Annotated in this window: 28 protein-coding genes; 11 read left to right on the forward strand and 17 right to left on the reverse strand. The window is 62.8% G+C overall.

Annotated elements, in window-relative coordinates; translation table 11 throughout:
* The 6 genes from CEW89_RS11065 to CEW89_RS11090 form a co-directional block, all read right to left on the reverse strand.
* Positions 1-633 carry a hypothetical protein gene (locus CEW89_RS11065; protein WP_096805937.1) on the reverse strand — a complete coding sequence of 211 codons (633 nt, stop codon included), beginning with the start codon at positions 631-633 and terminating at the stop codon, positions 1-3.
* A gap of 39 nt (positions 634-672) precedes the next feature.
* A complete protein-coding gene (locus CEW89_RS11070) occupies positions 673-807 on the reverse strand; it encodes an aa3-type cytochrome c oxidase subunit IV (RefSeq protein ID WP_066702508.1) in 135 nt (44 codons plus the stop codon).
* 56 nt (positions 808-863) lie between these two features.
* Positions 864-1,352, reverse strand: a complete 489-nt coding sequence (locus CEW89_RS11075) for a DUF6173 family protein (RefSeq protein WP_096805938.1) — start codon at positions 1,350-1,352, stop codon at positions 864-866.
* Positions 1,353-1,354: 2 nt separating this feature from the next.
* Positions 1,355-2,386 carry an MBL fold metallo-hydrolase gene (locus CEW89_RS11080; protein WP_096805939.1) on the reverse strand — a complete coding sequence of 344 codons (1,032 nt, stop codon included), beginning with the start codon at positions 2,384-2,386 and terminating at the stop codon, positions 1,355-1,357.
* Positions 2,386-4,095, reverse strand: a complete 1,710-nt coding sequence (locus CEW89_RS11085; protein ID WP_066702501.1) for an acyl-CoA dehydrogenase family protein — start codon at positions 4,093-4,095, stop codon at positions 2,386-2,388. Before CEW89_RS11085 ends, CEW89_RS11080 begins: the two co-directional genes overlap by 1 nt.
* A gap of 87 nt (positions 4,096-4,182) precedes the next feature.
* Positions 4,183-4,752, reverse strand: coding sequence for a YqgE/AlgH family protein (locus CEW89_RS11090; protein WP_066702497.1), 570 nt, complete (start codon positions 4,750-4,752; stop codon positions 4,183-4,185).
* A 164-nt stretch (positions 4,753-4,916) separates the two neighbouring features.
* On the opposite strand from CEW89_RS11090, the gene CEW89_RS11095 reads away from it, so the two are divergent.
* On the forward strand, positions 4,917-5,711 hold the full coding sequence (locus CEW89_RS11095; RefSeq protein WP_081423752.1) for a protein-disulfide reductase DsbD domain-containing protein: 795 nt from the start codon (positions 4,917-4,919) through the stop codon (positions 5,709-5,711).
* A 13-nt stretch (positions 5,712-5,724) separates the two neighbouring features.
* On the opposite strand, the gene CEW89_RS11100 is transcribed toward CEW89_RS11095, so the two are convergent.
* The 5 genes from CEW89_RS11100 to CEW89_RS11120 form a co-directional block, all read right to left on the reverse strand.
* A complete protein-coding gene (locus CEW89_RS11100; RefSeq protein WP_096805940.1) occupies positions 5,725-9,102 on the reverse strand; it encodes an efflux RND transporter permease subunit in 3,378 nt (1,125 codons plus the stop codon).
* Between the two features lie 5 nt (positions 9,103-9,107).
* Positions 9,108-10,565, reverse strand: a complete 1,458-nt coding sequence (locus tag CEW89_RS11105) for an efflux RND transporter periplasmic adaptor subunit (protein WP_096805941.1) — start codon at positions 10,563-10,565, stop codon at positions 9,108-9,110.
* Between the two features lie 131 nt (positions 10,566-10,696).
* Positions 10,697-11,239, reverse strand: coding sequence for a molybdenum cofactor biosynthesis protein B (moaB, locus tag CEW89_RS11110; protein ID WP_066702480.1), 543 nt, complete (start codon positions 11,237-11,239; stop codon positions 10,697-10,699).
* A complete protein-coding gene (locus CEW89_RS11115) occupies positions 11,236-11,865 on the reverse strand; it encodes a LysE family translocator (protein WP_066702478.1) in 630 nt (209 codons plus the stop codon). The genes moaB and CEW89_RS11115 overlap by 4 nt, the downstream gene beginning before the upstream one ends.
* On the reverse strand, positions 11,862-12,668 hold the full coding sequence (locus CEW89_RS11120; RefSeq protein WP_096805942.1) for a uracil-DNA glycosylase: 807 nt from the start codon (positions 12,666-12,668) through the stop codon (positions 11,862-11,864). Before CEW89_RS11120 ends, CEW89_RS11115 begins: the two co-directional genes overlap by 4 nt.
* 117 nt (positions 12,669-12,785) lie before the next feature.
* Here CEW89_RS11120 and CEW89_RS11125 point away from each other — a divergent pair, with 117 nt between their 5' ends.
* The 7 genes from CEW89_RS11125 to CEW89_RS11155 all read left to right on the forward strand — a co-directional run bounded on the left by CEW89_RS11125 (position 12,786) and on the right by CEW89_RS11155 (position 17,847).
* A complete protein-coding gene (locus CEW89_RS11125) occupies positions 12,786-13,745 on the forward strand; it encodes an aspartate carbamoyltransferase catalytic subunit (RefSeq protein WP_066702476.1) in 960 nt (319 codons plus the stop codon).
* Positions 13,742-14,269: a hypothetical protein gene (locus CEW89_RS11130; protein WP_096805943.1), complete on the forward strand. Its 528-nt coding sequence runs from the start codon at positions 13,742-13,744 to the stop codon at positions 14,267-14,269. Before CEW89_RS11125 ends, CEW89_RS11130 begins: the two co-directional genes overlap by 4 nt.
* The gene (locus CEW89_RS11135; protein WP_096805944.1) at positions 14,266-14,781 is read left to right on the forward strand and encodes an aspartate carbamoyltransferase catalytic subunit; all 516 of its coding nucleotides are present in this window, start codon (positions 14,266-14,268) and stop codon (positions 14,779-14,781) included. Before CEW89_RS11130 ends, CEW89_RS11135 begins: the two co-directional genes overlap by 4 nt.
* Positions 14,778-16,043: a dihydroorotase gene (gene pyrC, locus CEW89_RS11140; RefSeq protein ID WP_096805945.1), complete on the forward strand. Its 1,266-nt coding sequence runs from the start codon at positions 14,778-14,780 to the stop codon at positions 16,041-16,043. Before CEW89_RS11135 ends, pyrC begins: the two co-directional genes overlap by 4 nt.
* Before the next feature lie 45 nt (positions 16,044-16,088).
* Positions 16,089-16,682 carry a glycerol-3-phosphate 1-O-acyltransferase PlsY gene (gene plsY, locus CEW89_RS11145; RefSeq protein ID WP_096805946.1) on the forward strand — a complete coding sequence of 198 codons (594 nt, stop codon included), beginning with the start codon at positions 16,089-16,091 and terminating at the stop codon, positions 16,680-16,682.
* 85 nt (positions 16,683-16,767) lie between these two features.
* Positions 16,768-17,283: a DUF805 domain-containing protein gene (locus CEW89_RS11150; RefSeq protein WP_096805947.1), complete on the forward strand. Its 516-nt coding sequence runs from the start codon at positions 16,768-16,770 to the stop codon at positions 17,281-17,283.
* A gap of 108 nt (positions 17,284-17,391) precedes the next feature.
* On the forward strand, positions 17,392-17,847 hold the full coding sequence (locus tag CEW89_RS11155) for a DUF805 domain-containing protein (protein WP_096805948.1): 456 nt from the start codon (positions 17,392-17,394) through the stop codon (positions 17,845-17,847).
* 28 nt (positions 17,848-17,875) lie between these two features.
* Here CEW89_RS11155 and CEW89_RS11160 read toward each other — a convergent pair whose 3' ends face one another.
* The 3 genes from CEW89_RS11160 to CEW89_RS11170 all read right to left on the reverse strand — a co-directional run bounded on the left by CEW89_RS11160 (position 17,876) and on the right by CEW89_RS11170 (position 20,578).
* Positions 17,876-19,246, reverse strand: coding sequence for a glutamate--cysteine ligase (locus CEW89_RS11160; protein ID WP_096805949.1), 1,371 nt, complete (start codon positions 19,244-19,246; stop codon positions 17,876-17,878).
* A 91-nt stretch (positions 19,247-19,337) separates the two neighbouring features.
* Entirely contained in the window at positions 19,338-19,844 is a 507-nt protein-coding gene (locus tag CEW89_RS11165; protein ID WP_157779824.1) for a hypothetical protein, read from the reverse strand.
* On the reverse strand, positions 19,841-20,578 hold the full coding sequence (locus CEW89_RS11170; RefSeq protein ID WP_066702451.1) for a 16S rRNA (uracil(1498)-N(3))-methyltransferase: 738 nt from the start codon (positions 20,576-20,578) through the stop codon (positions 19,841-19,843). Before CEW89_RS11170 ends, CEW89_RS11165 begins: the two co-directional genes overlap by 4 nt.
* Before the next feature lie 11 nt (positions 20,579-20,589).
* Between CEW89_RS11170 and ubiA the strand changes: the two genes are divergently transcribed.
* The 3 genes from ubiA (at position 20,590) to CEW89_RS11185 (ending at position 23,855) form a co-directional block, all read left to right on the forward strand.
* On the forward strand, positions 20,590-21,555 hold the full coding sequence (gene ubiA, locus CEW89_RS11175) for a 4-hydroxybenzoate octaprenyltransferase (protein ID WP_066702449.1): 966 nt from the start codon (positions 20,590-20,592) through the stop codon (positions 21,553-21,555).
* Between the two features lie 63 nt (positions 21,556-21,618).
* On the forward strand, positions 21,619-23,532 hold the full coding sequence (locus CEW89_RS11180; protein ID WP_066702447.1) for an OmpA family protein: 1,914 nt from the start codon (positions 21,619-21,621) through the stop codon (positions 23,530-23,532).
* On the forward strand, positions 23,529-23,855 hold the full coding sequence (locus CEW89_RS11185; RefSeq protein ID WP_066702445.1) for a hypothetical protein: 327 nt from the start codon (positions 23,529-23,531) through the stop codon (positions 23,853-23,855). Before CEW89_RS11180 ends, CEW89_RS11185 begins: the two co-directional genes overlap by 4 nt.
* Before the next feature lie 81 nt (positions 23,856-23,936).
* On the opposite strand, the gene CEW89_RS11190 is transcribed toward CEW89_RS11185, so the two are convergent.
* From CEW89_RS11190 to pgsA, 3 genes are read right to left on the reverse strand one after another with little or no spacing between them, the layout of a single operon-like run.
* The gene (locus CEW89_RS11190) at positions 23,937-24,374 is read right to left on the reverse strand and encodes a molybdenum cofactor biosynthesis protein MoaE (protein ID WP_096805951.1); all 438 of its coding nucleotides are present in this window, start codon (positions 24,372-24,374) and stop codon (positions 23,937-23,939) included.
* A gap of 14 nt (positions 24,375-24,388) precedes the next feature.
* Complete coding sequence (gene moaD / locus CEW89_RS11195) at positions 24,389-24,640, reverse strand: molybdopterin converting factor subunit 1 (protein ID WP_096805952.1); 252 nt, start codon at positions 24,638-24,640, stop codon at positions 24,389-24,391.
* Positions 24,630-25,196, reverse strand: coding sequence for a CDP-diacylglycerol--glycerol-3-phosphate 3-phosphatidyltransferase (gene pgsA, locus CEW89_RS11200; protein WP_096805953.1), 567 nt, complete (start codon positions 25,194-25,196; stop codon positions 24,630-24,632). The genes moaD and pgsA overlap by 11 nt, the downstream gene beginning before the upstream one ends.
* Positions 25,197-25,203 lie beyond the last annotated feature (7 nt).

Consider the following 25,203-nt stretch of genomic DNA (forward strand, 5'->3'; position numbering starts at 1 on the left):
TCAGGAACTGCCGCTGTGATGCAGAAGCAGCGGCGGAGCCTGAATGAGCTGGCCGTTCTCATCAGGGCTGTCATCGTAGATCTTGCGCTCACTCACCCCCGGCTGCTCCCCGAACCATTGCATGAGCTTCTTCGGCGACATGGTTTGCGGCGCGCGCTCGAAGCCCGGCAGATCACCGAGAATGCTCGACACACTGGTGGCACACATCGCCTTGGGCACGGCACCGTAGGACTGAACCTTGGCCAGCGCCAGTGTCGCGACCTCGGGGCTCACCGTGATGGTCTGTTCCACCACATGCCAGGTGATGCGGGCGTGATAGTCGATGTAGAACTCCACCGCCGCGTCGGACATGCCGTAGTGCACATCGTTCCGTTCCGGCAGATGCGGGTGATAAAAGGTCCCCGCCGGATCGAAGATCACCCGCTCGGACGGGGCATTGACCATCAGCGCGCTGTGCCCGCCGCCGCCTGTGCGATTGCTGATCACGGTGAACAGCGTCAGTTGATAAGGTGCGCCATGCACGTAATGCGACCGCGCCACATCGGCGTCAGGCGCCCATTTCGGTTCGGCCGCCCCGCAGGCGGTCAGCACAAGAAGGGACAGGAGCCCGACGGCTCGATACAGAAACGACACGATTTGGGGCTCCGGTCCTTTGTGAAACGCTTACGGGGCTTAACTATTGAAAACCGCGAGGATGATCAAAACAAAAACGGACACACCCGCGACCCAGGTGGCCCATTTCACAAAACCTTCAAAGGTTTTCTCCTGAACGGAAATATCCATATCCCCATGCTTGTGCTCAGACATTCTGCGGTTCCTCCCTTATATGCCTTCCGCTACGGTAGATGACTCGTCATCGCCTGTCACCCGTCAGGACGTTCCTCGTTCAGTTCCTGTTCCAGGTCGGCGGCAAGGCGAAAACCGATCCGCGCGGGCGTCGCGTCTTCCGTCTGTTTCGGCATGGCCTGCAACATGACGTTGAGCTGGGTGACATGCTGGATGAGCTGGGTCCTGGTCCCCTCCTCGTCCATCCCGTAAAACGTCACGATATCCGGGTCGAAAAAGCCGATGCCCTCGATCCGGAGCACCCCGGTGTCGGAACCGGCAAACCCCATGGCGATCTCATGTTCGCTGTCGAGCTGTTCTTCGAAATTCTGGATATAGAGAATAAGGCGCTCATAGGCCCATTCTGCGGGGCTTTTCTCCTCGAGCGGCTTGCGCGCCACCGCTTCGGGCAGGGGCTTCTGTTCGGCGGTGCAGGCGTCAGGGTCGGCATGGGCTACCCGAGCCTGCGGCAAAGCGGCGTCTTCATGCGCCTCGGCGGTGGTGCGGATCTGATCCCCCTGGGACATGCTCACTCTCCTGTTTGCCACAGGATCGCACCATCCTCCCGCTCTCGTCCAGTGATAAGGCCGCGCCGCTCAAGATGACGGCAATGCGCCATGGCCTCGACCATCGCAAGGCCATATTCGCCCTCCTTGATCGGCCGTTTGAACAGCACGTCGAAACAGTCGCAGGCCGTGCGCGGTTCATGCAGCACTTCACGCAAGCGTTCGAGCGCATGGCGGTGATTGTCGATCAGATGCCGAAGCCGTGCGGGCAGCCCGGTGTAGGGCAGCTTGTGCCCGGTCAGCACCAACTGGCCGTCGCGGGCATGGGGCACGAATTTCTCGCAGGACCGAAGCCAATCGCCCACCGGGTCGGCCATCGGCTCGGTGGCGGAAACTCCCAGATTGGGCGAGATCGAGCCGAGAAGCTGATCGCCTCCGATCACCAGTTCCCCGTCGCCGGACCAGAAGGTCGCGTGTTCCGGCGCATGGCCGTCGCCCATGCGCACGGTCCAGAGGCGCCCGCCGAGCTCGATCTCCTGCCCGTCGACAATCCGCGTATAGCCCAGCGGCAAGGGGTGCACCGCATCGGCGGTGTTGAACGGGCGCTCGGTGAGGCGTTTCTCGTAAATCTCCGGGCTCATGCCACAGGAGCGCCAAAAGGCCAGCATCTCAGGCGTCGGCGCCTCCTGCACATCGAGCTGCAACATCCGCGCCATCAGGTAAGAGGTCCGCGTTGTCACAAGCTCCGCGCCATGCTCCGCCACGAACCAGCCCGCAAGACCGACGTGATCGAGATGGTGATGCGTCACGATCACCCGCCGAATCGGCCTGCCCGACAGCGGCCCGTCGATCAATGCCTGCCAGAGCGCACGACTTTTGCGCGTATCGACGCCGGTATCGACGATGGTCCAGCCATCGCCCTCATCGAAAGCGTACACATTCACATGCGCCAGCGGCACCGGGAGCGGCATGCGCGACCAAAGAACGCCTTCGGCGATCTCCACCACGCCCCCGATCTCGGGAGGCTCGAAGGGCGTGCGGATCGGGGCAGTCATCAGGCGGTCAGGTCCTCGGGGCTCAGAGCGTAAATATCCGCGGCACCAAGGCGCACCTGCGCCAGCAGAGCCGCGTGTTCCGGCAGCATACGTTTGATGTAGAAAGCTGCAAGGCGCGAACGCGGCCCCTCACCGCCTTCGGCAATCGCCGCCTTGAGGTGATAATGCCCGCCCAACACCCGCGCAAAGGCGCGCAGGAAGGGCACGGCACCGCCAAACCGGTCGTTCATCGGCAGGGCGAGCATCGCCTCCATGCCTTCGCGCAGGGTCTCGGCGGCATTCCAGACGGCAATCGCCCGTTTCGGCAGGGTCGCCCGCGCCGCCTCGGCAAAGCTCTCGATCTCGTCCAAAATGGCGAACCCGGCCTCGCCGCCGTCCATCAGCTTGCGACCGACAAGGTCCATCGCCTGAATACCGTTGGTGCCCTCATAGATCGAGGTAATCCGGGCATCGCGGGCATACTGTGCCGCTCCGGTTTCCTCGATATAGCCCATACCGCCATGCACCTGCACGCCGAGCTGGGCCACTTCATGGCCGATGTCGGTGGAGAAGGCCTTGGCAATCGGGATCAGGAAGGCGCCACGCGCCTGTTGCTCCGGGTCGGTGCGCCCGAGATCGAGCGCCACACCGCAGGCCAGCGCAATCGAGCGCGCCACAAAGGTGTCCGCGCGCATATGGGCCAGCATCCGGCGCACGTCGGCATGGTCGATGATCGTGCCGTTTTCCGTGCCGATGGGCGATTTGCCCTGCACCCGATCCTGGGCATAGGCCAGCGCCTTTTGCGTCGACGCCTCGGCCACGCCGACGCCCTGAACGCCCACACCGAGGCGTGCATTGTTCATCATGGTGAACATGCATTTCATGCCCTGATGCTCTTCGCCCACGAGCCAGCCAGTCGCACCGTCATATTGCATCACACAGGTCGGAGAGCCATGAATGCCCAGCTTGTGCTCGAGGCTCACAACCTTGAGGCTGTTGGCCGCACCGGGATTGCCCTCGGCATCCGGGATCATCTTCGGCACCATGAAGAGCGAAATGCCCTTCGTCCCCGCCCCCCCGTCGGGCAGGCGCGCCAGCACCAGGTGACAGACGTTGTCAGAGAAATCGTTATCGCCCCAGGTGATGAAAATCTTCTGGCCGGTGATGGCATAGGAGCCATCGTCGTTGCGTTCCGCTTTGGTCCGAAGCGCGCCGACATCCGAACCGGCCCCCGGCTCCGTCAGGTTCATCGTGCCGGTCCATTCGCCGGAGATGAGTTTCGGGATATAAAGCTCCTTGATCGCATCGGAGGCGTGATGCTCCAGCGCCTCGATCTGGCCCTGCGTCATCAGCGGTTGCAACGACAGCGACAGGCAGCCGCCCGACATCATCTCGTTGATCGCCGTCGCCACGCTCAGCGGCAGCCCCATCCCGCCATTCTCCGGCTGCGCCAGCATACCGATCCAGCCGCCCTCCGCGATCTGGCCATGGGCCGCGGCAAAGCCCGGCGAGGTCCTGACCACCCCATCCACAAGCGCGGCAGGCGTCAGATCGCCACCGCGATCCAGCGGTGCGATCACATCGCTCGCAAGCTTGCCCGCCTCTTCGAGAATCGCCGAGACCGTGTCCGCGTCGACCTCTTCGAAGGGGCTGCTGTCGAGCACAGCCGTGAAATCGACGATCTGGTCGAAAATGAACTGATAATCCGAAACCGGGGCGCGATAGGTCATGGCTGTCTCCTCGTCAGGCGCAGACGGTTCTGCAACTTGGTCCTCAGAGTAGCGAAGCCGGATCGCAGGCCCAACCCGAACGCTGCGTCACGCCCGCCCGGCATCCGCCGACAAAAGCGCCGGGCTCACCCCCAGCGACAGGAGCGCAGCCTGCCATTTCTGAGCATCGGGCGTATGGAACACGATCTCAGTCGTCGCATCACAACTGAGCCAGCCGTTTTGCCCGATCTCGCCCTCAAGCTGCCCCGGCCCCCAACCGGCATAGCCGAGGCACAAGAGCCGCTCGGCAGGCCCGTCCCCGCGCGCCATGTCGCGCAGAATCTCGCGCGAGGCGGTCATGGCATAGCCCGGCCCCACGTCCATCGAGGCGTGATCGGCGTCGTAATCCGTGCTGTGCAGCACGAATCCCCGCCCCACCTCGACCGGTCCGCCGAAATGCACCGGCAGGGGGCGCATATCCGGGGTAGCGCGAATCTCGAGCTGGGAAAACACATCGGAGACGGAAATTTCCTGCGACACCTTGTTGATCATCAGCCCCATCGCGCCTTCCTCGGAATGCGCACACATGAACACCACCGCGCCGTCGAAACGCGGGTCGCCGATGCCGGGCATCGCGATGAGAAGTTTTCCGGTGAGGTCAGACGATTGAGCTTTCATGCCCCCACCTCACCGCATGACGCGCCGGGGTGCAAGGCTTCGCGCGACGAAAGCGACGATTTCACTGCCCCAGTCGCGCTCCTGCGGCAACACAGATGCGCGATCACACCGGGATCGTCCAAATGTGAGTTTGCGGCACGCCCCTGCCTGCCTATATCGGACATATGATCCGATCCCTTGCCCCTCTCGCCTCCGCCCTCTTCCTTGGTCTGACCGCTCCTGCCCTGGCGCAGGACCCGGCGGATATGGCCCGGATCGACATTCTGCCCGGATGGCAGATGGACAACGGTCACCGCATGGCCGCGATCCGGGTGCAGCTTGCCCCGGGCTGGCATACCTACTGGCGCACCCCAGGCGAGACCGGCATTCCGCCGACATTCGAACTGAGCGGGTCCGAGAACCTTGCCCGGATGGATTTGCACTGGCCGGTGCCCGAACTCTTTTCCGAGAATGGCATGTGGTATCTGGGCTATGAGCATGAACTGATCCTGCCGATCGAGCTGATCCCCGAAGGAAATGGCGACATTCGCCTGTCGGGCACGATGGATCTTGGCGTGTGCAAGGACATCTGCATGCCGCTTCAGGCCACGCTCGACGCGACACTCACGCCCGGGGGGCCGAACGGTGCGCGCGCCGAAATCGAAAGCGCTCTGGCCGATCAGCCGAAACGCGTCATCAACGCCACCTGCAAGGCGGCGCCGATCTCCGATGGCATGCGCGTGTCCGTCGATATGTCTGTCCCGGAGCTTGGCCCCTACGAGGTCGCGGTGATCGAACATCCCGACCGCTCCGTCTGGGTGTCGGAAGCCGAGCTTGCCCGGACCGGCGGCAAGGTCCAGGTCGAAAGCGATCTCGTGCCCTCGGATGCCCAGCCCTTCTTCATCGACCGCTCGCAACTGACAATCACCGTGATCGGCCGTGGCAGCGCCTATGAGGCGCAGGGCTGCTCCGGGAACTGAGCCCGCGACGGTCTCAAACGACCTCATGTCCGCGGTGGGATGTCACGGCAAGAACCGCATAGATCGCCGAGAACACCACCAGGAGCCCCAGAAGGAACAGCCCGAGTGCGGCGGCAAGCCCCGTGACGCCAAAGAGCGCGGGCAGCATGCCGGGCAGGACCACAGGCCCGACAGTCAGCGCGAACCACAATACGGCAAACGCAGTTGTACCGATCAGGACCTTACCCACCACACCGCTGCGTTTGGGATGGCGCAGGCCACGGCGAAACGCCGCCACCTGCCGCCCGACATCGAGCTGCATCGCCAGGATGGCGGGCACCATCACCAGAACGATGACCATGCCAAAGCCCAACCCGTAAGCCAGCGTGATCACCGTCGGCTTGAGAAACTGCGCATCGGCGGAGGTCTCGTAGAGCAAGGGAGCAAGCCCCAGAACCGTGGTCAGCGTGGTCAACATCACGGGCCGCAACCGGTCCACCGCCGCGTCGATCATCGCGGGCACGAGACCGCGCTCATAGGCATATTCGTCCACGGTCGACACCAGAACGATCGAGTCGTTGATGATGATCCCGGTCATGCCGATGAGGCCGACGACGGAGAACATCGACAGCGGCACATCCCAGATCGCATGGCCATGAATCGCCCCGATCAACCCGAAGGGAATGACCGACATCACCACCACGGGGCGCGTCCAGCTCGAGAAAATCCATGCGAGCGTCAGGTAAATGCCCAGAAGCACCCCGGCGAGCCCCAGAACCGCATCGGAGAGAAAGCGGTTTTCCTGTTCCGAGAGGCCGGAAATCCGATGGGTCACGCCGAAGGTTTCGTCGATCTCCGGCAGGATCTCATTGGTGATCTCGTCCTGAATTTCACTGGCGCGCGCGGCGTTGTCCTCGCTCATGTCGCCGGTGACGGAAATGATCCGAAGCCCGTTTTCGCGCCGGATGGTCGAAAATCCGGTCGTGCGCGTCACCGTCACGATGTCCGACAACGGCACATAGGCGCCAGACGCCGTGCGCATCCGGGTCCGGCTCAGGAAATCGGCGGTCAGGTCTTCTTCCGGCAGCTCCACCTGAATCGTTGCCGTGCGGATGCCCGAAGGATAGGTCGCCGCCTCGATCCCGCCGAGACGATGGGCCAGAACGCTGCCCAGATCGTTGATGTTGAAACCGAGTGCCTCACCCTGCGGCGTCAGTTCGAGCACCATCTCCTCCTTGTCGTAGGACAGGTTGTCCTCAAGCGCCGAGACCTCCGCGAATTGCCCAAGCCGCAGCTTGAGTGCCTCGGCCGCCGCCTTGAGCGTCACCGAATCCGCACCATAGAGATCGACGTCGATGGCATCGCCCCCCGGTCCGAACCGCCCGCGCCGGAAGGACACGGTTTCGGCAAGCGGATGGTTGACCACCTCTTCCTGAAGATCGGTGACGAAGGCCACGGAAGAATAGGGCCGCAGATCGGCGTCGATCAGTTCGATGGTGATGCCGCCCAGTTGATAATCTTCCTTGGTGCTCGTCCCCGACAGGCCCCGCCCGGCGTTCGATCCGATCTGCGCCACCGCATAGGCCAGCGGGTTGGTGCCGTAGTCCTCTTCGTAACGCGCCGCGACCGCATCGGTCGCCCGCTGCAATTCCTGCAACATCGCCAGCGTGTCGCTACGCACGGCGGTCGGAGCCATGGCGATATTGCCGCTGATCACCGGCTGCTCCGGGGAGTTGAAGAAACGCCATTGCACCTGCCCCGAGATCAAAAGCGACACCTGCGTCATCAACAGGAGAATGCCCATGGCCACCACCGGATAGCGCAGACGAATCGACCAGGTGACCACTGGCCTGAACAGCCGTTCGCGGAACACCCGAAACCCTTTGTCGACCTGCCGTGACGGCCAGTCGTACCAATGGGTTTTCGCATGGGCCGCCAAAGAATGGCTGAGGTGATTGGGCAGGATGATAAAACATTCCATCAGGGACGCAATCAGCACCACGATGACCGTGAAGGGAATGTCGGAGATCATGTCCCCGAACCGGCCCGAAATGGCCGTCAGCCCGAGAAAGGCGATGATCGTGGTGATGGTCGAGGAAAACACCGGCGCGAACATCCGCTTCGCCGCATTCTCCGAGGCTTCGACAGCGCTCTCGCCCAGCCGCCTGACGCGAAAATCGGCATGTTCACCCACGACGATGGCGTCATCGACCACGATGCCCAGCGTGATGATCAGCGCGAACAGCGAAATCATGTTGATGGTGATGCCGGCGGCATACATCAGCGCAATCGCAGACAGCATCGCCACCGGAATCCCCGCCGCCACCCAGATCGCGGTGCGCGCGTTCAGGAACAGGAACAGCAGCACGAGGACAAGCCCAAGTCCCATCGCCCCGTTCGACAGCAAGAGATCGAGCCGCGCCTGGATCGACTCTGCCCGGGTGCGGTAAAGATCGAGGCTCACACCTTCGGGCAGGGTCGAGACCATCTCGGCGGTGACATCCTCGACGATGCCCTGAATCTCAATGGAATCGCCCTGATCCGACCGCGCGACCTGCACCGAGACCGCCGGATTGTCGCCGACGAAGAACGCCTCTTTGCGATCCACGCCCTCGACGCGAATCTGCGCCACGTCGCCGATGGTCAGTTTCGAACCGTCGTCATTGGTCCGCAGCACGATCCCCGCGATATCCGCCGCATCGCGCTTTTCCACGCCCGCACGCACCCGTGCGCCACCGGAGCCAACGCTGCCCGCAGGACTGGTGTCCGCCTCGGCGGCAATCGCGCTGGCGATCTCCGCCATGGAAATGTCGTGTTCGATCAGGCTCAGGGTCGGCACTTCGACGATGGTCTCGGGCGCCGCGACCCCGGAAATCGTCGTCCGCGTCACGCCCTTGGCAAAGAGCCGCGCCACGAGTTCATCGGCAAACCGAGCCAATTGGTCCAGCCCCACCGGGCCGGTGATCGCCACATCCGTCACGCTGTCGGTCCAGCCGCCCCATTGCACCACCGGATCGTCCGCGCCCTCGGGCAGGTCGGTCACGGTGTCGAGGGCGGCGTTCACATCGTCGGCAGCGCGCTGGATATCCCAGCCGGGTTCGAATTCCAGCGTGATGTTGCCCCGCCCTTCGATCGAAGTGGCGCTGCTTTCCAGCACGCCCTCGACCGCGATCAGTGTCGGTTCGAGCAACTGCACGATGGCGCTGTCGACATCCTCCGGCCCCGCGCCCTCCCAGGCGACGGAGACCCGCACGGTGTCGACCACCACATCCGGGAAGAACTGCGACCGCATCTTCGGCAAGGAGGCAAGCCCCGCCGCCAGAAGCAGCACCAGCACGAGGTTCGCCGCCGTCCGGTGGCGGGTGAAATAGGACAGGAGGCCCCTGGCATTCACAAGGCTGCGCGCACTCATCGGGCTCAGCTCCCCATCCGCTGTTCAAGCCGCTCCAGAAGATCGGCGGGCACTTTTTCGGCCGCGAGCTGTTCCAGCACGCGCGTGCGCATCTCTTCGGGCATCTTCGTGTTGCCCGATACGAATGCGATCAGCGCGGCGCGGCGTTCGTCGCTCAACGCGATCATCTCCACGCCAGCCCCTGCGGCGGAGGGGTCCGCGCCATTCACCTTGACCCGGATTCCCGCCCCCAGAAGCGGGGTGCGTTCGGCCACGATCTGACGCCCGGCGAGCGCCTCCGCGCCGATGATCACATGATCGCCCTGCCGCCGCAGCACCGGCGCCGGGATCTCCTCCAGGCGGCTTTGCTCCGTGACGGCCAGAACGGTCTCGTTCGCCGCCACGGCAGTCGCGGGCACAAGCGCCACGTCGGAAAGTTCAGGCTCCTCGAGCTGAACCGTGACGAAATCGCCGGGCCGAAACCCCGGTGCCTCTTCGAGACGGGCGTAAAGCGTGCGCCCGCTCTGCCCCGTTGCTACGGCGGCGCTTTCGCGCACCACCTGCCCCTTGGCCGACAGCGCAAGCCCCGCCACGTCGAGCGTCACCGTGACCTCCATCTGCGGCAACGCGCCCCGATCCTGAACCAGACGGGCATATTGTTCGGTGGAAATGCGGAACGCGACCTCCAGCTCCTCCGGCGCAATCAGGGTCGCGAATTGTTCGTTGTTGCTCAAAAGCGTGCCCAGCGCGCCGGACACATCGCTCAGCACCCCGTCGAACGCCGCCGTAACCGTCATGTCCTCAAGCGTGCGCTTCACCTCGTCGAGGTCGATCTCCGCCCGCAGCACGGCGGTTCTGGCACTGTCCACAGCGGCTTCCTTGTCGGCAAGCGCCTGACGTTTCGACAGCACGGATTGTCCCGCAGCGGCATGCGACAGTGCGGCCTCTTCAAGCGAGGCCGCGGAACCGACCCCACGGTCGAACAGCCCCTGTTGCCGGTCGAGCGCGGCCTTGCGCAGATCGAGCTGCGCCTGAGCCGCCGCGAGATCGTCCGCGGCGATGTCTTTGGCACGTTCGGCCTCGCGCAGATCGGCCTCGGCCTCCAGCAGATCGGCCTCCGACACCCGCACCGCCGCCTCGGCATCCGCCGTGTCGATTTTCAGGATTACGTCCCCGGCCTTGACCGCGCCACCTTCCTCGAACGCCTCGGAGAGGTCCACAATCCGCCCGGCCTCCGGCGCGCGCAGTTCGAGACTGCGCCGCGCGGACACTTCGCCATAGCTCGTCAACACCGGCACGATGCGCTCCGGGCGCACTTCGGTGACATTGACTGCGAACTGCCGCTCACGGGCCTGAGGCGGCATGGCCTCGGCGGCGCGGCGCGCCTCGAGTGCGGAGCTGACCTTATATCCGGCCCCTGCGAGCAGAGCGAGCGTGGCGGCTGTGAGGAAAAGTCCGATCAGGGAACGGCGGAGAAATCGCATTCAGGGAAACCCTTGGCTGGCCTGGCTGTGGTTCTGGAAAGCGGACGAAACTGTCGCACCTGTGAATAGACATCATACGTTGGGAATTGGAAAACCCGACGCGCTTTTTCGTCACCTCACGGGAATGTTGGTCACTTACGGCGTTTGTGCTCTTCGAGCCGCGGGAAGATTTCCACGAAATTGCAGGGGCGATGGCGATAATCGAGCTGGAACTTCAGAATCTCGTTCCACGCATCCTTGCAGGCCCCTGTAGAGCCCGGAAGCGCAAAGAGATAGGTGCCACCGGCAACGCCGCCTGTGGCGCGCGACTGAATGGCGGAGGTGCCAATTTTCTGCATGGACACAATTGTGAAGACCGTGCCGAAAGCGTCGATTTCTTTTTCATAGACATCACGATGCGCCTCAACGGTGACATCGCGCCCGGTCAGCCCGGTGCCGCCTGTGGAGATCACAACATCGACGCCCTTGTCCTCGATCCACGCCTGAAGCGTGTGGCGGATCAGCGGGCGATCATCGGTGACGACCCTGCGATCTGCGAGTTTATGCCCTGCCTCTTCGATCATCTTCACCAGAGTGTCGCCGGACTTGTCATCCGCAAGCGTGCGCGTATCGGACACGGTCAGCACGGCGATGCGGACGGGAATGAAGTCGAGGCTGTCGTCAATGCGGCTCATGCGCGGCGCTCCGTGGCGAGTTTCAGGGCGAGCAATCCGAAAACGGATGCGGAAAGATAGCGTAACAGACGTTCAGCGCGCGGACTGCGTGCCAAAACGCCGCCCAAGCCCACGGCGAACCAGCCGACGGCGGCGTTGATGAAAAAGCCGCCGAGCGAGATCACCGCGCCGAACATGAGGAATTGAGCCAGAACACTGCCGCGTTCCGGGTCGACGAATTGCGGAATGAAAGCAAGGATGAACAGGATCACTTTCGGGTTCGAGACATTGACGAAAAACCCCTCGCGAAACGCCCGCGCCGGGGATTTCATCGCCTTTCCCGTGGTTCCGACCTCATGCGGGCTGCGCAGGGTGCGGATCGCAAGCCAGACCAGATAGGCGACCCCGATCCAACGGATCGTTGCAAACAGATGCGGGCTGGCGGCCACCAACGCGCCGAGGCCGAGCCCCGCGAGGGTCACGTTGACGAGGGAGCCCGCAGAAATCCCGGCGCTCGCGGCGACGGCAGCCTTGCGATTGCCCCGGAGCCCTTGCGCCAGACAAAACATCATATCCGCCCCCGGCGTCAGGTTGAGCGCCAGAGCAGCGGGAAGAAAGGCCGCAAGCGTCAGCGGATCGACGATCATGATGCACCTCTGAGCCGGGCCTGAATGTCCAAGAGATCGGCCCAGGCGTCGCGTTTGGCAATCGGGTTGCGCAACAGATAGGCCGGATGGGTCATCGGCATGGCGGGCTTGCCCAGCACCGTCTGCCAGTTGCCCCGAAGCCGGGTGATCCCCGCGCGGCCAAGCAACGCGGTGCAGGCCCAGTTGCCCATGAGCACGATCACATCCGGATCGGCCAGCTCGATATGGCGGATGAGAAACGGTTTCAGCATCGCAATCTCGGCGGGCGTCGGATCGCGGTTCTCCGGCGGGCGCCACGGGATCGGGTTGGTGATGTAGAGGCCGTGTTCGCTGTCGGGTGAGTGGCGATCCATGCCGATCGCCGCGAACATCTTGTCGAGAAGCTGCCCCGAGCGTCCGACGAACGGTTTCCCCTGAATGTCCTCGTCCCGTCCCGGTGCTTCGCCGACGATCATCACACGCGCCTTGGGATTGCCGTCCGAGAACACCAGATTGCGCGCGCCGCGTTTCAGATCGCAATGCTCGAACCCCGCCAGCGCCTCCCGCAGAGCCTCCAGAGAGGTCGCGCCCTTTGCAAGCCGGGATGCGATCTCGATACCCTCTTCAGCACGCGAGGGTTTCGGCCCCGGATCGACCGGAGCCTGCCCGGCCTGTCTGGCAGCCTGCGCCTTCGCGGATTTCGGCTTGTGATCTGGCAATTCATAGCGATTGACCGGCGCATCCATGATGGCCTCGGTCACGCCGAGGTCCACCTGCCACTCCAACAGAGCGTGCGCCTGCCAATAGTCGATCTGAGTCTCCATGAGGCCAAGCTACAGGCGGGACCCGCAGAGGTAAATCACTCGTGAGCACGATAACGCGCATTGCCCGCTCCGGCGCAGCTTTCTATAAGCGGGTCAAAGATACCAGAAGGGGGCACCATGGCATTCCGGCAAAAACACCTTTTGGGGATCGAGCCGCTTCACCCCGACGAGATCACAGCCGTGCTCGACGTGGCAGAGCGTTATGTCGATCTGAACCGGCAGTCGGAAAAACACGCCGACGCGCTTCGGGGGCTCACCCAGATCAACATGTTCTTCGAGAACTCGACGCGGACCCAGTCGTCTTTCGAACTGGCGGGCAAACGGCTTGGCGCGGATGTGATGAACATGTCGATGCAGGCCAGCTCGATCAAGAAGGGCGAGACCCTGATCGACACCGCCCTGACGCTCAACGCCATGCATCCCGACCTTCTGGTGGTGCGGCACCCGCATTCCGGGGCGGTCGATCTTTTGTCGCAAAAGGTCAACTGCGCCGTGCTGAACGCAGGTGACGGCAAACACGAACACCCGACGCAGGCCCTGCTCGATGCCCTGACGATCCGCCGCGCCAAGGGGCGGCTGCATCGCCTCAACATCGCGATTTGCGGCGATGTCACCCACTCCCGCGTCGCGCGCTCGAACCTGATCCTGCTGGGCAAGATGGAAAACCGCGTGCGCCTTGTCGGCCCGCCCACTCTGGTGCCGCAGCAGTTCCGCGAGTTTGGCTGTGAGATTTACGACGACATGGCCGAGGGACTCAAGGACGTCGATGTGGTCATGATGCTTCGCCTGCAAAAAGAGCGCATGGACGGCGGATTCATCCCGTCTGAGCGCGAATATTTCTATCGTTACGGATTGGACGCCGAGAAACTGGCGCATGCCAAACCGGACGCCATCGTCATGCACCCCGGGCCGATGAACCGCGGCGTCGAAATCGACGGCACCATCGCCGACGACATCAATCGCTCGGTCATTCAGGAACAGGTCGAAATGGGGGTCGCCGTGCGCATGGCGGCGATGGATTTGCTGGCCCGCAACCTTCGGGCATCGCGCGAGGCCGACAAGGGGGTCATGGTTTGAACCAACCCGAGGACATTCCGAACGGCGGCGGACGCTATGTCTGGGTCCTGTCCTATAACGGGCCGGTGGAGGATTTGAACACCGATCTGATCTCGTCCGCGAGTTTTGCCGAGGCGCTTGGCCTCTGGACCCCACCCGCGACAGAGGCGGTGGAATGGTTCGATCTGGCCGCGATGAAGGACTATGGTTTTGCCCGCTATCTCGGCGAAGCCAGCGGGTTCGACATTGGCGAGGACGCCGCCAGGCTCGACGCGCTCACAGGTGTCGTTGTGATGCTCTATTCGACGGGCCTCAAGGACAAGGACACCCGCCTGTCGCCGGAACCGCCTTTTGCGTTGATCGGTCGCTATGGCATGCCCATCGACCTGCCGCCTGTTGTTGGCATCGAGACGGAAAGCGCCAAGGGTCAACTGGCGCAGGGCAAACCGCCGAAATCCGCAGCGCGCATATCCGGCATGGTGGCCACCGTCGTGTTGATCTTCCTCGCGCTCTTCGTCGCGGCCTTTGTCTGGATCGGCGGATGACCGAGGGCTGGGGCGATATCCTGTTTCCCAATGAGCGGGTGCTCTGGCAGGGACAGCCGGATTTGCGCATCCAGTGGCGTGGCCCCGCCCTGCCCTTTGCCTTTTTCGGCGTGATCTTTGCCGCCTTCGCGCTGTTCTGGATGGTGATGGCCTATCGTGCGGGCGATTTCTGGCTCTTTGGCCTCATTCATTTCGTCGCGGGTCTTCTGGTCGCACTCGGGCCGATGCTGATCGGGCCCTTCATCGCCCGGCGCACATGGTATTCCCTCACCACCCGCCGTGCCTTCTTTGCCAATGATCTGCCATTCGCCGGCAAAACCCTTTTGGCGCTCGATCTGCGCCCCTCGCTGGGTGTCGAGTTCGACGGCGAGAACCCCGGCACCATCCTGTTTCGCGGGCGCGCCGAACCGATCGTCGGAGACCGGTTCGACAGCACGCCCTCGTTTTCGCTTATTCACGACGCCCGCTCCATCTACGGGCTGATCCGTGACATCCAGAAAGGCTCAGTATGACCATTTTCACCAATGCCCGACTGATCGACCCCGAGGCGATGACCGATGAGATCGGCTGGCTTCGTGTCGAAGGCCCGATGATTGCCGAGCGCGGCACAGGCAAGCCGCCGATGGGCGAGAGCATTGACTGCGGGGGCCTTTGTCTTGCGCCGGGGATCGTCGATCTGGGGGTGAAAGTCTCGGAACCGGGTGAGCGGCACAAGGAAAGCTTTGCCTCCGCAGGGCGTGCGGCGGCGGCGGGCGGGGTCACGACGATGATCACCCGCCCCGATACGCTCAATGCCATCGACAGCCCCGAGGTCCTGGAATTCGTCCAGCGCCGCGCAGCCTCTGACGCGGTGGTCAAGGTCAAACACATGTCGGCGCTGACCAAGGGACGTGAAGGGCGTGAGATGGTCGAGATCGGCTTTATGCGCGATGCGGGCGCGGTGGCCTTTACCGATTGCGATCATGTGGTCGCTGACACCAAGGTTTTGCAACGCGCCCTGACCTATGCGAAATCCACCGGTGCACTGGTGATCGGGCATCCGCAAGAGCCGGGCCTGTCGAACGGCGCCTCCGCAACCTCCGGCAAATTCGCCGCGTTGCGTGGCCTGCCCGCCGTGTCGCCGATGGCGGAGCGCATGGGGCTGGACCGCGATCTGGCGCTGATCGAGATGACCAATGTCTCCTATCACTTCGACCAGATCACCACCGCCCGTGCGCTTCCGGCACTGGAGCGGGCGAAACAGAATGGCTTTGACGTGACGGCGGGCGTGTCGATCCACCACCTGACGCTCAATGAGCTGGACGTCGGCAACTACCGCACCTTCTTCAAGGTGAAACCGCCTCTGCGCTCCGAGGACGACCGTCTGGCGATGGTCGAGGCCGTGGCGTCCGGGTTGATCGACGTGATCTCTTCGATGCACACGCCGCAGGACGAGGAGAGCAAACGCCTGCCGTTCGAGGAGGCCGCCTCCGGCGCCGTGGCGCTTGAGACCCTTCTGCCCGCCGCGCTGCGCCTGTACCATGCCGGGCAACTAACCCTGCCGGAGCTGTTCCGTGCCATGGCGCTCAATCCGGCGAAACGTCTGGGCCTTGAGGCCGGGCGGCTCTCCGAAGGTGCGCCCGCCGATCTCGTTCTGTTCGACCCGGATGCGCCTTTTGTGCTGGATCGCTTCACGCTCAAATCGAAATCGCAAAATACCCCCTTTGACGGCGCCAAAATGCAAGGCAAGGTGAAGGGCACCTGGGTCGATGGCATGCGGGTCTTTGAGGGCTGAGCCTTCCGCTGACGCGATTTGAGTATTTGAACCACGGAAAACCTGATGACGCTTCTGATGCTGATCTTTACCGCCATTTTGGCCTATCTCCTCGGCTCGATCCCCTTTGGCATCGTCATGGCGCGGCTCTTTGGCCTTGGCGATCTGCGCAACATCGGCTCGGGCAACATCGGCGCGACGAATGTTCTGCGCACCGGCAACAAACTGGCCGCGTTTCTCACCCTTCTGGGCGACAGCGGCAAAGGCGCGCTGGCGGTGGTTCTGGCACGAATGCTCGTGGGGGAACCGGCGGCGGGGATCGCCGGGCTTTGCGCCATGCTCGGCCATCTCTACCCGGTGTTCCTGCGCTTCAAAGGCGGTAAGGGCGTTGCGACCTTCCTCGGCACGTTGTTGGCGCTGAGTTTCCCTGCCGGGCTTCTGGCCTGTGGCACATGGCTGCTGGTGGCGGTGATCACCCGGTATTCGAGCCTCTCGGCACTGGTCGCGGCGCTGATGGCGCCGATCTACACGGCATTTTTCTATCCTCTGTACGGCGCGCTTCTGGTGCTCGTGCTGACGGCGCTGATTTTCTACAAGCACCGCGAGAACATCGCACGGCTCAAGGCCGGAACGGAAACGAAGATCGGGCAAAAGGGCTGATTTTCCCAAAATCGCACGATCAACGCCGCATTCCCGCCCGAATCCGCACCGAATTTCATCCTGTAACGATGTGTCGGGGGACAGTATGGTCGGTCCGTTAAAAGCCGTAGAAAACGGCTATTTCAGAGCTTTCAACTTCTCGGGGCGCGCCTCGCGTTCGGAATTCTGGTGGTTTGCAGCCTATTACGCGCTCGTCACGCTCCTGCTCGCGCTGGATCTGGCCAAGGGGGGCACACTTCTGATCTGGTTCTGGCTCCTGAACATCATCCCCAACCTGTCGATGACCATCCGGCGATTGCACGACATCGGGCGTTCAGGACTCTGGTTTTTCATCTCCTTCGCCCCCATCGTCGGCCCGATCATTCTGCTGATCTTCTATGTGCTGCCGTCAGAGCCGCATCGCAATAGCTGGGGCGATCCCGAAAATGGTGGCGGCGCGCGGCCCAAAGACCGGTTTTCAGGCCGATCTGCCCAGTCCGGTTATGCCGCCCTGATGCGCATTCCGGAGGCCGGACAAGCCCATTCGGAGGAATTCGAGGAAGCCCGCCGGCAGGAAATACACGAGTATTACCGGCGTCGGGTGCTTGGCCAGAACGGGTGATGCGGCATAAAGCCCCCGGGAGAGTGAGCGTCTGTTTCCCGGCATAATTTCCCCTTGTTTCACACTCCGGTTGACCGAAGACTGATGAAAACAACAAGGGACAGCTCCATGACATTCATCGACTCCGTCAAAATTTGCTTTCAGAAATACGTCACCTTTTCCGGCCGCGCGCGGCGGGCGGAATATTGGTGGTGGGCACTTTTCGTCTTTCTCGTCAGTATCATCGCGAGCATCATCGACCTGACACTGTTCGGCCAGACTCAGGTCAGCGAGCCGGGGAGCTTCTTGCGCACCTCCGACATCGTGATCTTCTATCCGATCATTTCGCTCGCCCTGTTCCTGCCCAGCATTTCCGCTCTGGTCCGCCGCCTGCATGACCGTGACAAATCGGGCTGGTGGTACTGGCTCGTGCTCATTCCGCTGGTCGGCCCCATCGTCCTCTTCATCTGGCTGGTCAGCCGCGGCACCACAGGGCCGAACCGGTTCGGCCCCGATCCGATCTCGGGAGAGGGCGGTCCCCTGTCCTATGAAGACAGTGCGATCCCTTCGGTCACTCGCCAGTAAAAGGAAAAGGGGCCCGCAGGCCCCTTTTTCAATAGGAATATTCGCCGAAGACCTTTGACGCGTCGCCATTCCAGTCGGTGTTGAACCGCTCGATCAGTTCCGCCGCCGGGGAATGGCCGGTTTCGATGCTGTCTTTCAGCGCATTGAGGAAATGGGTCTCGTCTGGCACCATGCCGCCCGCACCTTCGCGGCCGCGTGCCTTTAGGCCTGCCTCGGCAATCGCCACGCATTCACGCGCGAGATCGAGCATTTTGACGCCGCCGACCTCGGCCTGAAGCGCATCGACGGAGGCCGCAACCCGCAGCTCTTCGCGGAACTCAGGTGTCCAGCCCTTGATCAGATCGGTTGTCGCATCGAGCGCGTTCTGATCGTACATCAGACCGACCCAGAAGGCCGGGAGCGCGCAAAGGCGACGCCACGGGCCGCCATCGGCACCGCGCATTTCCATGTATTTCTTGATCCGGGCTTCCGGGAAGAGCGTCGTGAGATGATCCGCCCAGTCGGACATCGTCGGCTTTTCGCCCGGCATCGCGGGCAGTTCGCCCTTGAGGAAATCGCGGAAGGACTGGCCCAGCGCGTTGATATATTTACCGTCGCGGTAGACGAAATACATCGGCACATCGAGGGCGTATTCGACGTAGCGCTCAAACCCCATGCCGTCCTCGAACACGAAGGGCAGCATGCCGGTGCGCGACGCGTCGAGGTGACGCCAGATGCGCGACCGCCAGGATTTATGACCGTTGAGCTTGCCCTCCTTGAAAGGCGAATTGGCAAACAGAGCGGTCGCCACGGGTTGCAGCGCCAGAGCGGTGCGGAATTTCTGCACCATGTCGGCCTCTGAGGCGAAATCGAGGTTCACCTGCACGGTGCAGGTGCGGCGCATCATGTCTTTGCCGGTCTCCCCCACGGTCGCCATATAGGAATCCATCAGCTTGTAACGCCCCTTGGGCATCAGCGGCATGTCTTCATGGGTCCAGGTCGGCGCCATGCCGAGCCCGATGAACCGCGCGCCGATCTCGTCGGCCACCGTATGCACTTCCTTGAGATGCTCGTTCACCTCGTCGCAGGTCTGGTGGATGTTGTCTAAGGGCGCACCGGAAAGCTCCAGTTGCCCGCCCGGCTCAAGCGAGATATTCGCGCCGTTGAGTTCAAGCCCGATGAGATATTCACCTTCGAAGATCGGGTTCCAGCCGTAGCGGTCCTGCAACCCTTCGAGGATCGCCTTGATCGAACGCTCGCCCGCATAGGGCAGAGGCATGAGCTTGTCTTCGCAATAGCCGAACTTCTCGTGCTCGGTGCCGATCTTCCACTGATCCTTGGGCTTGCAGCCCTCTTCGAAATACCCAACGAGGTCGTCATAGCTTTCGATCGGGCCGCCGCCGGATTGAGGAATGGACATTTAGGGATACTCCGAAGCGTTTCTTGGTCCGGTAGAGATGTGGCAAGCGCCCACGGAAGTCAATGCGGCCAAGGCATTCCCGGTCGTTGCCTCAGTGCAGAACGGCTGTGCGTTTGCGCCAGATCACCACGGGCCTGTCGGGGTTGGATTTGATCTCGCGCAGCATTTTTTCGGTCTCCAGCCCGTCGAGCCCGACGAAGACATCGAACAGAACCTCCGCGCCATGGGCATTGAGCGGGATAATCAGCGGCGTCTGGCCATAGGCGTCGAGTTGCCAGTGGGCGTGGCCTTTCGGACCAGGCAGCAAGGTCACGGCAGAGATCGCCTCGATCTCGATCTGACCTCCTGTGAGGGGCGAAAAGAAGCTGACGACACCTTCGTCCACCTCGACCGCGCCAAAGCCGCCGCCGCCTTGCGAGAACCGGGCGCGTTGCACGGCGGCGAAAGCAAAGATTACGGCAAGGGCCATCCCGGTCAGGGCGATCCAGCGCATCACGCCATAAGAGGACGCCGCCCACCAGGCGAAAAGCGCCACGACCACAAGCCCGACAATCACCTCGCGCCAGCGGACCAGTGCCGCGCGCACTTCCGGCCTCACGACCAGTCCCCGAGCTTTTGCTGCCAGACGGTCAGTGCCGCCACCGCCGCCGTGTCGGCACGCAGGATGCGGGGACCGAGCGAGACAGCATGAGCACAGGGCAGCGCATGAAGGCGTTTGCGTTCCGTCTCCGAGAACCCACCTTCGGGTCCGATCAGAATGGCCCATTTGCCGCCTTTGGCATCGCCCTCTTTCGCGCCAAGTGCCTCTGCCGCGCCCACCAGCGTTTCGTCGCAGAACATGATCTGACGCTCCGGGTCCCAGTCGGCGAGAAGGCGGTCGAGCTTTTGCAGATCGGCCACCTCGGGCACATAGGTCCCGCCGCATTGCTCTGCGGCCTCGACAGCGTGGGCCTGCAACCGGTCCTGCCGGATGCGTTCGGAATTGGTGAACTCGGTCTGTACCGGGCAAATGCGCTTGGCCCCCATCTCGGCGGCTTTCTCGACAATGAAATCGGTGCGAGCCTTTTTGATCGGCGCGAACAGGAGCCAGAGATCCGGCGGCATTTGCAGTTCGCGCGTCTTCTCGACGCAGGTGAGAACCCCGCCGCGCTTGCCCGCCTCGGTGACTTCGGCCACGAATTCGCCGTCACGGGAATTGAACAGCGCGACAAATGCGCCCTCCGCCAGCCGCATCACCCCGAAAAGGTAATGCGCTTGCTCCCGTTCCAGAGGAATGGATTGCCCCACCGACAGTGGGTGATCTACATAGAGCCTGATTTTCGCTTCAACCATGGACCCTACATATGACCGATGACCGCGTGACGCCAGAGATGAACGGGCAAGTTGCCGATGCCGTCAAGGGAAATTGGGTGGACCATCGCGCCCCGGCCTGGACCCGGCCCTATCTTCGGCTGTCGCGGGCGGATCGGCCGGTGGGCACATGGTTGTTGCTGATCCCGTGCTGGTGGGGCGCGCTTCTGGCGTCGGCCGAGGCCGGCACGCTGAGCCTGCGCACGATCTGGATCATGATCGGCTGTGCTCTGGGGGCGTGGCTGATGCGCGGCGCGGGCTGTACATGGAACGACATCACGGATCGGGATTTCGACGACAAGGTGGAGCGCACCAAAAGCCGCCCGATCCCCTCGGGGCAGGTCACGGTCAAACAGGCCGCCACATGGATGATCGTTCAGAGCCTCATCGCCTGTGTCATCCTTCTGACCTTCGGCAAGCTCGCCATTCTGCTCGGCATTGTGTCGCTTCTTCCGGTCGCGATCTATCCCTTCGCCAAACGCTTTACCTGGTGGCCGCAGGTGTTTCTCGGCATCGCCTTCAACTGGGGCGCGCTTCTGGCCTATGCCGCTGTGGCGGGCAAGCTGAGCATGGCGCCGGTGTTTCTCTATCTCGCGGGCATTGCCTGGACGATTTTCTACGACACGATCTATGCCCATCAGGACAAGGAAGACGATGCGCTGATCGGGGTGAAATCCACCGCGCGGCGCTTTGGCGAAGAAACACCGCGCTGGCTCAAGCGCTTTCTCGTCATCACTGTCGTGCTGATGGCCGCGGGCATCATCGAAGCGCTCTCGGATCGCTCCGTTCTGGCCCTTGTCGTGGCCCTGGGCGCGCCCTGGGCGATGGGGCTGCACATGACCTGGCAGATGGCACGGCTTGACACGGACAATCCCGATGTCTGCCTGAAACTTTTCAGGGCCAACCGCGACACAGGGCTTCTGGCTGCGCTGTTTCTTGCCATTGCGGTGTTCCTTTGATTGCAGCCATGGGCTGAACCCCCTAAGAAAAAGGCCACATCTCACAACAGGCCACTTCGTTTGATGCGTATATCCAACTTTCTGCCCGTCTTCGCCGCGCTGATCATCGGTGCCATTCTCTGTCTGGCCGGGGCCGCGATCGGTGCCCGGTTCATCGAGAACACGTCGACCAAGGCGGTCGGGAACGAATTGACTTTGCAGGGCTACGATTGGGTCAATGTCGAAGGCGACGGGTTGCAGATCGTGCTGACCGGGGTGGCCCCGGACGAACAGACCCAGCTTGCCGCCCAGCGTGCGGCGGGCCATGTGGTCGATCCGGCCCGCGTGATCAACGTGATGAACGTGGTCCAGCAGGAAGCCATCCCCGCGCCGCGCTTTTCCATCGAGATCCTGCGCAACGACAGTGGCATCTCCCTGATCGGTCTCGTGCCCACCTCCTGGGACCGCGCCCGTTTCATCGAGAACCTGAAGAAAGCCAGCGGCACCGGCTCCATCGCCGATCTGATGGAACAGGCGGATTATCCCCAACCCGACGCCTGGGACGAGGCCATGGACTTCGGGCTCGAGGCCATCGCGCTTTTGCCGCGTTCGAAAATCTCGCTGGCCGCCGATGGGATCACCGTCACAGCACTCGCCGAAAGCAAGGCGCAGAAGGCCGCGTTCGAGAAAGAACTCAAAGCCGAGCTGCCGGAGACGATCCGCACCAGGCTTGACATCGCCGCGCCGCGACCGGTGATCACGCCCTTTACCGCGCGCTTCCTGATCGACGAGACCGGGCCTCATTTCGACGCCTGCGTCGCCGAGACCGCACAGGGCCATCTGCGCATTCTGGCCGCGGCAAAATCGCTTGGCATCGACGATCCGCATTGCACGGTGGGGCTCGGCGCCCCGTCGGCGCAATGGGCCGTGGCGGTAGAAACCGGCATGCGGGCACTGTCGAAACTCGGTCAGGGCAGCATCACCTTCACCGATGGCGACGTGAACCTGATCGCCGCCGAAGGCACCTCCCCCGCCTTGTTCGACACGGTGGTGGGCGAGCTTGAGGCCGACCTGCCGCCGACCTTCGTCCTGCACGCCTCCCTGCCGGAGGCGGAACAGGCCGAGGCCGAAGACGAGCGGGCCGAATTCATCGTCACCCGTTCGCCCGAAGGTCAGACCCAGTTGCGCGGACGCATTCCCGACGACCGCAGCAAACAAGCGACCGAAGCGCTCGCGCGGGCCGAGTTCGGGTCTCATTCGGTCTACTCCGCCATGCGCATCGACGACACCCTGCCCTCCGGCTGGGCGATGCGCGCCATGGCGGTGATCGAAGCGCTTGGCGAGGTGACCCGCGGCTCGGCGATCATGAGCGAGGACATGGTTGAGATCCGGGGCGAGACCGGCAACGAAAACGCCAAAGCGGCCATCGCCGGCATCCTGTCCGACAAGCTGGGCGATGGCGCGAAATTCACCATCGACGTGACCTATGTGAAGAAACTCGATCCGGTGCTCGACCTGCCGACGCCCGAGGAATGCGTCGCCGAGGCCAACGCCATTGTCGCCAGTTCCAAGATCGTGTTCGATCCGGGGTCGGTCGAGTTGAATGTCGAAGCCAATGACACGCTCGACCGCATTGCCGAGGCGCTCAAGGATTGCGAGGAGGTCGAGATGGAAATCGGTGGCCATACCGACAGCCAGGGCGGTGAGACGATGAATCTAAACCTCTCGACACAGCGGGCCAATTCCGTGCTCGACGGGCTTTTGATGCGCCGGGTGGCCGGGGTGAGCTTCACCGCGAAAGGCTATGGCGAAAGCGAACCGATTGCCGACAACGGCACCGAGGAGGGCCGTGAGGAAAATCGTCGGATCGAATTCAAACTTCTGAACGCAGAGGCGCCGCAAACGGTACCATCGGAGGAGACGCAGGGGGAAAATGCGGACACCGATGACACGGCGGACACCGGTACGGATGGGACAGAGAACGGGGATACGGAATGAACGGAACCGAATTGATCATCGCCACGGCGATCGTGCTTTTCATCGCCTTTCTGATGGGATGGTTTGCGCATTGGCTTGTGCATCGGTTCGTGCGGGTGGGTCAGGGCGAGATGAACGATCTCGACACCATGGCGCAGCAGTTGCACGAGGCGGAGGAAGAACGCGATCAGGCGATTGCCTATTATCAGCATCGCGAGGCGGAGATGACGACGCAGACCAACCAGACCGAGGCGGAGCTGCGCGCGGCGATGGACGGTCTGCGGGAAGCGCGTCAGGAGGCAGAGGAACTTCGGGCCTATATCGAGCGGATGAACGCGGGCTGACCCCCCGCGTTTTTGCTGTCGGCAAAGCGTCGGATTTGCGTCGGACTTTTGTCGGGCACGTAACGCAGCCGCCAGAACGGCCTACCAGCGCTTGAGCGCGTCTTCGTCGGCCTCTTTCGCCGCGACCCAATCGGCCCCCTCGCGCGTCACTTCCTTTTTCCAGAACGGCGCGCGGGATTTCAGGTAGTCCATCAGGTATTCGGCGGCCTCGAACGCCTCGACCCGATGCCGGGCGGCGGTGGCGACCATCATGATCTGATCGCCGGGGCGCAACTGACCGTAGCGGTGGATGACGAGGCAGTCGGTGAGGGACCAGCGCGTCGCGGCCTCCTCAGCGATCTTGGAAATCGCTGCTTCGCACATGCCGGGGTAATGCTCGATCTCCATGTGATCGAGTGTGCCGGTGTCGTCGCGCACCAGCCCGGTGAAGCTGACCGTCGCGCCAGTGTTCGGGGCTTTGCCGAAGCCCTTGAGGACCTGAGCGAGTTCGAAATCTTCGGACTGGACGGAGATGCGCATGGTTTCGCTCCCACTCACCCGCCGGTCATCGGCGGGAAGAAGGCCACCTCGCGCACGCCTTCGAGAGGAGAGTCGAACTCCATCAGTTCCTGATCGAGAGCGACGCGCAAGGATTTGAGATCGGAGAAGGCAAGATCATAGCGCTCTTCGCGGGATTTCAATTCCTCGACCAAATCCATCACCGTCGCGGCGGAGGTTTCGACCGTCTCGCGCGGTTCGCCGATACGTTCGCGCACCCATGCGAAATAGAGCACCTCAATCTTCATGGTGATCTCGCAGGAAAGGCATGGCCTTGGTCAGGTAATCCCAGCCGGTGATCACGGTCAGAAGGCCCGCGATCCAGAAGATCACGATGCCGAGGGTGAAGAGCGGCGCAATCAGGGTCGCGCCATAGGCGAAGAGCACGGCGATGGCGACCATCTGCGCCGTGGTTTTCCACTTGGCGAGTTTCGTGACTTTCAAGGTCCCGGCAGTATCGCCCAGGAATTCCCGCAGGCCGGACACGAAGGTTTCGCGCAGCAAAATGAAGGCGGCGGGAATGACGATCAGCGCATTCGCCCCATGCAGCATGGTCAGAACGGCAATCGCCGTCACGACCATGGCCTTGTCGGCAATCGGGTCCAACATGGCGCCGAATTTCGACATCTGGTCCCATTTGCGCGCCAGATAGCCGTCGAGAAAATCGGTGATTGAGGCAGAGGCGAACAGGATCAGCGCGGCCCAATCGGCGACGGGGCGCGGCAGGATCAGAAAAACAAGCGCCACCCCCGGCGCGCAGAGCAGCCGGAAGACGGTGAGGATATTGGGCAGGTTCCATGTCATGGTTTTC

The organism is Celeribacter ethanolicus (assembly GCF_002407265.1).
In the GTDB taxonomy this organism is placed as follows: Bacteria; Pseudomonadota; Alphaproteobacteria; order Rhodobacterales; family Rhodobacteraceae; genus Celeribacter; species Celeribacter ethanolicus.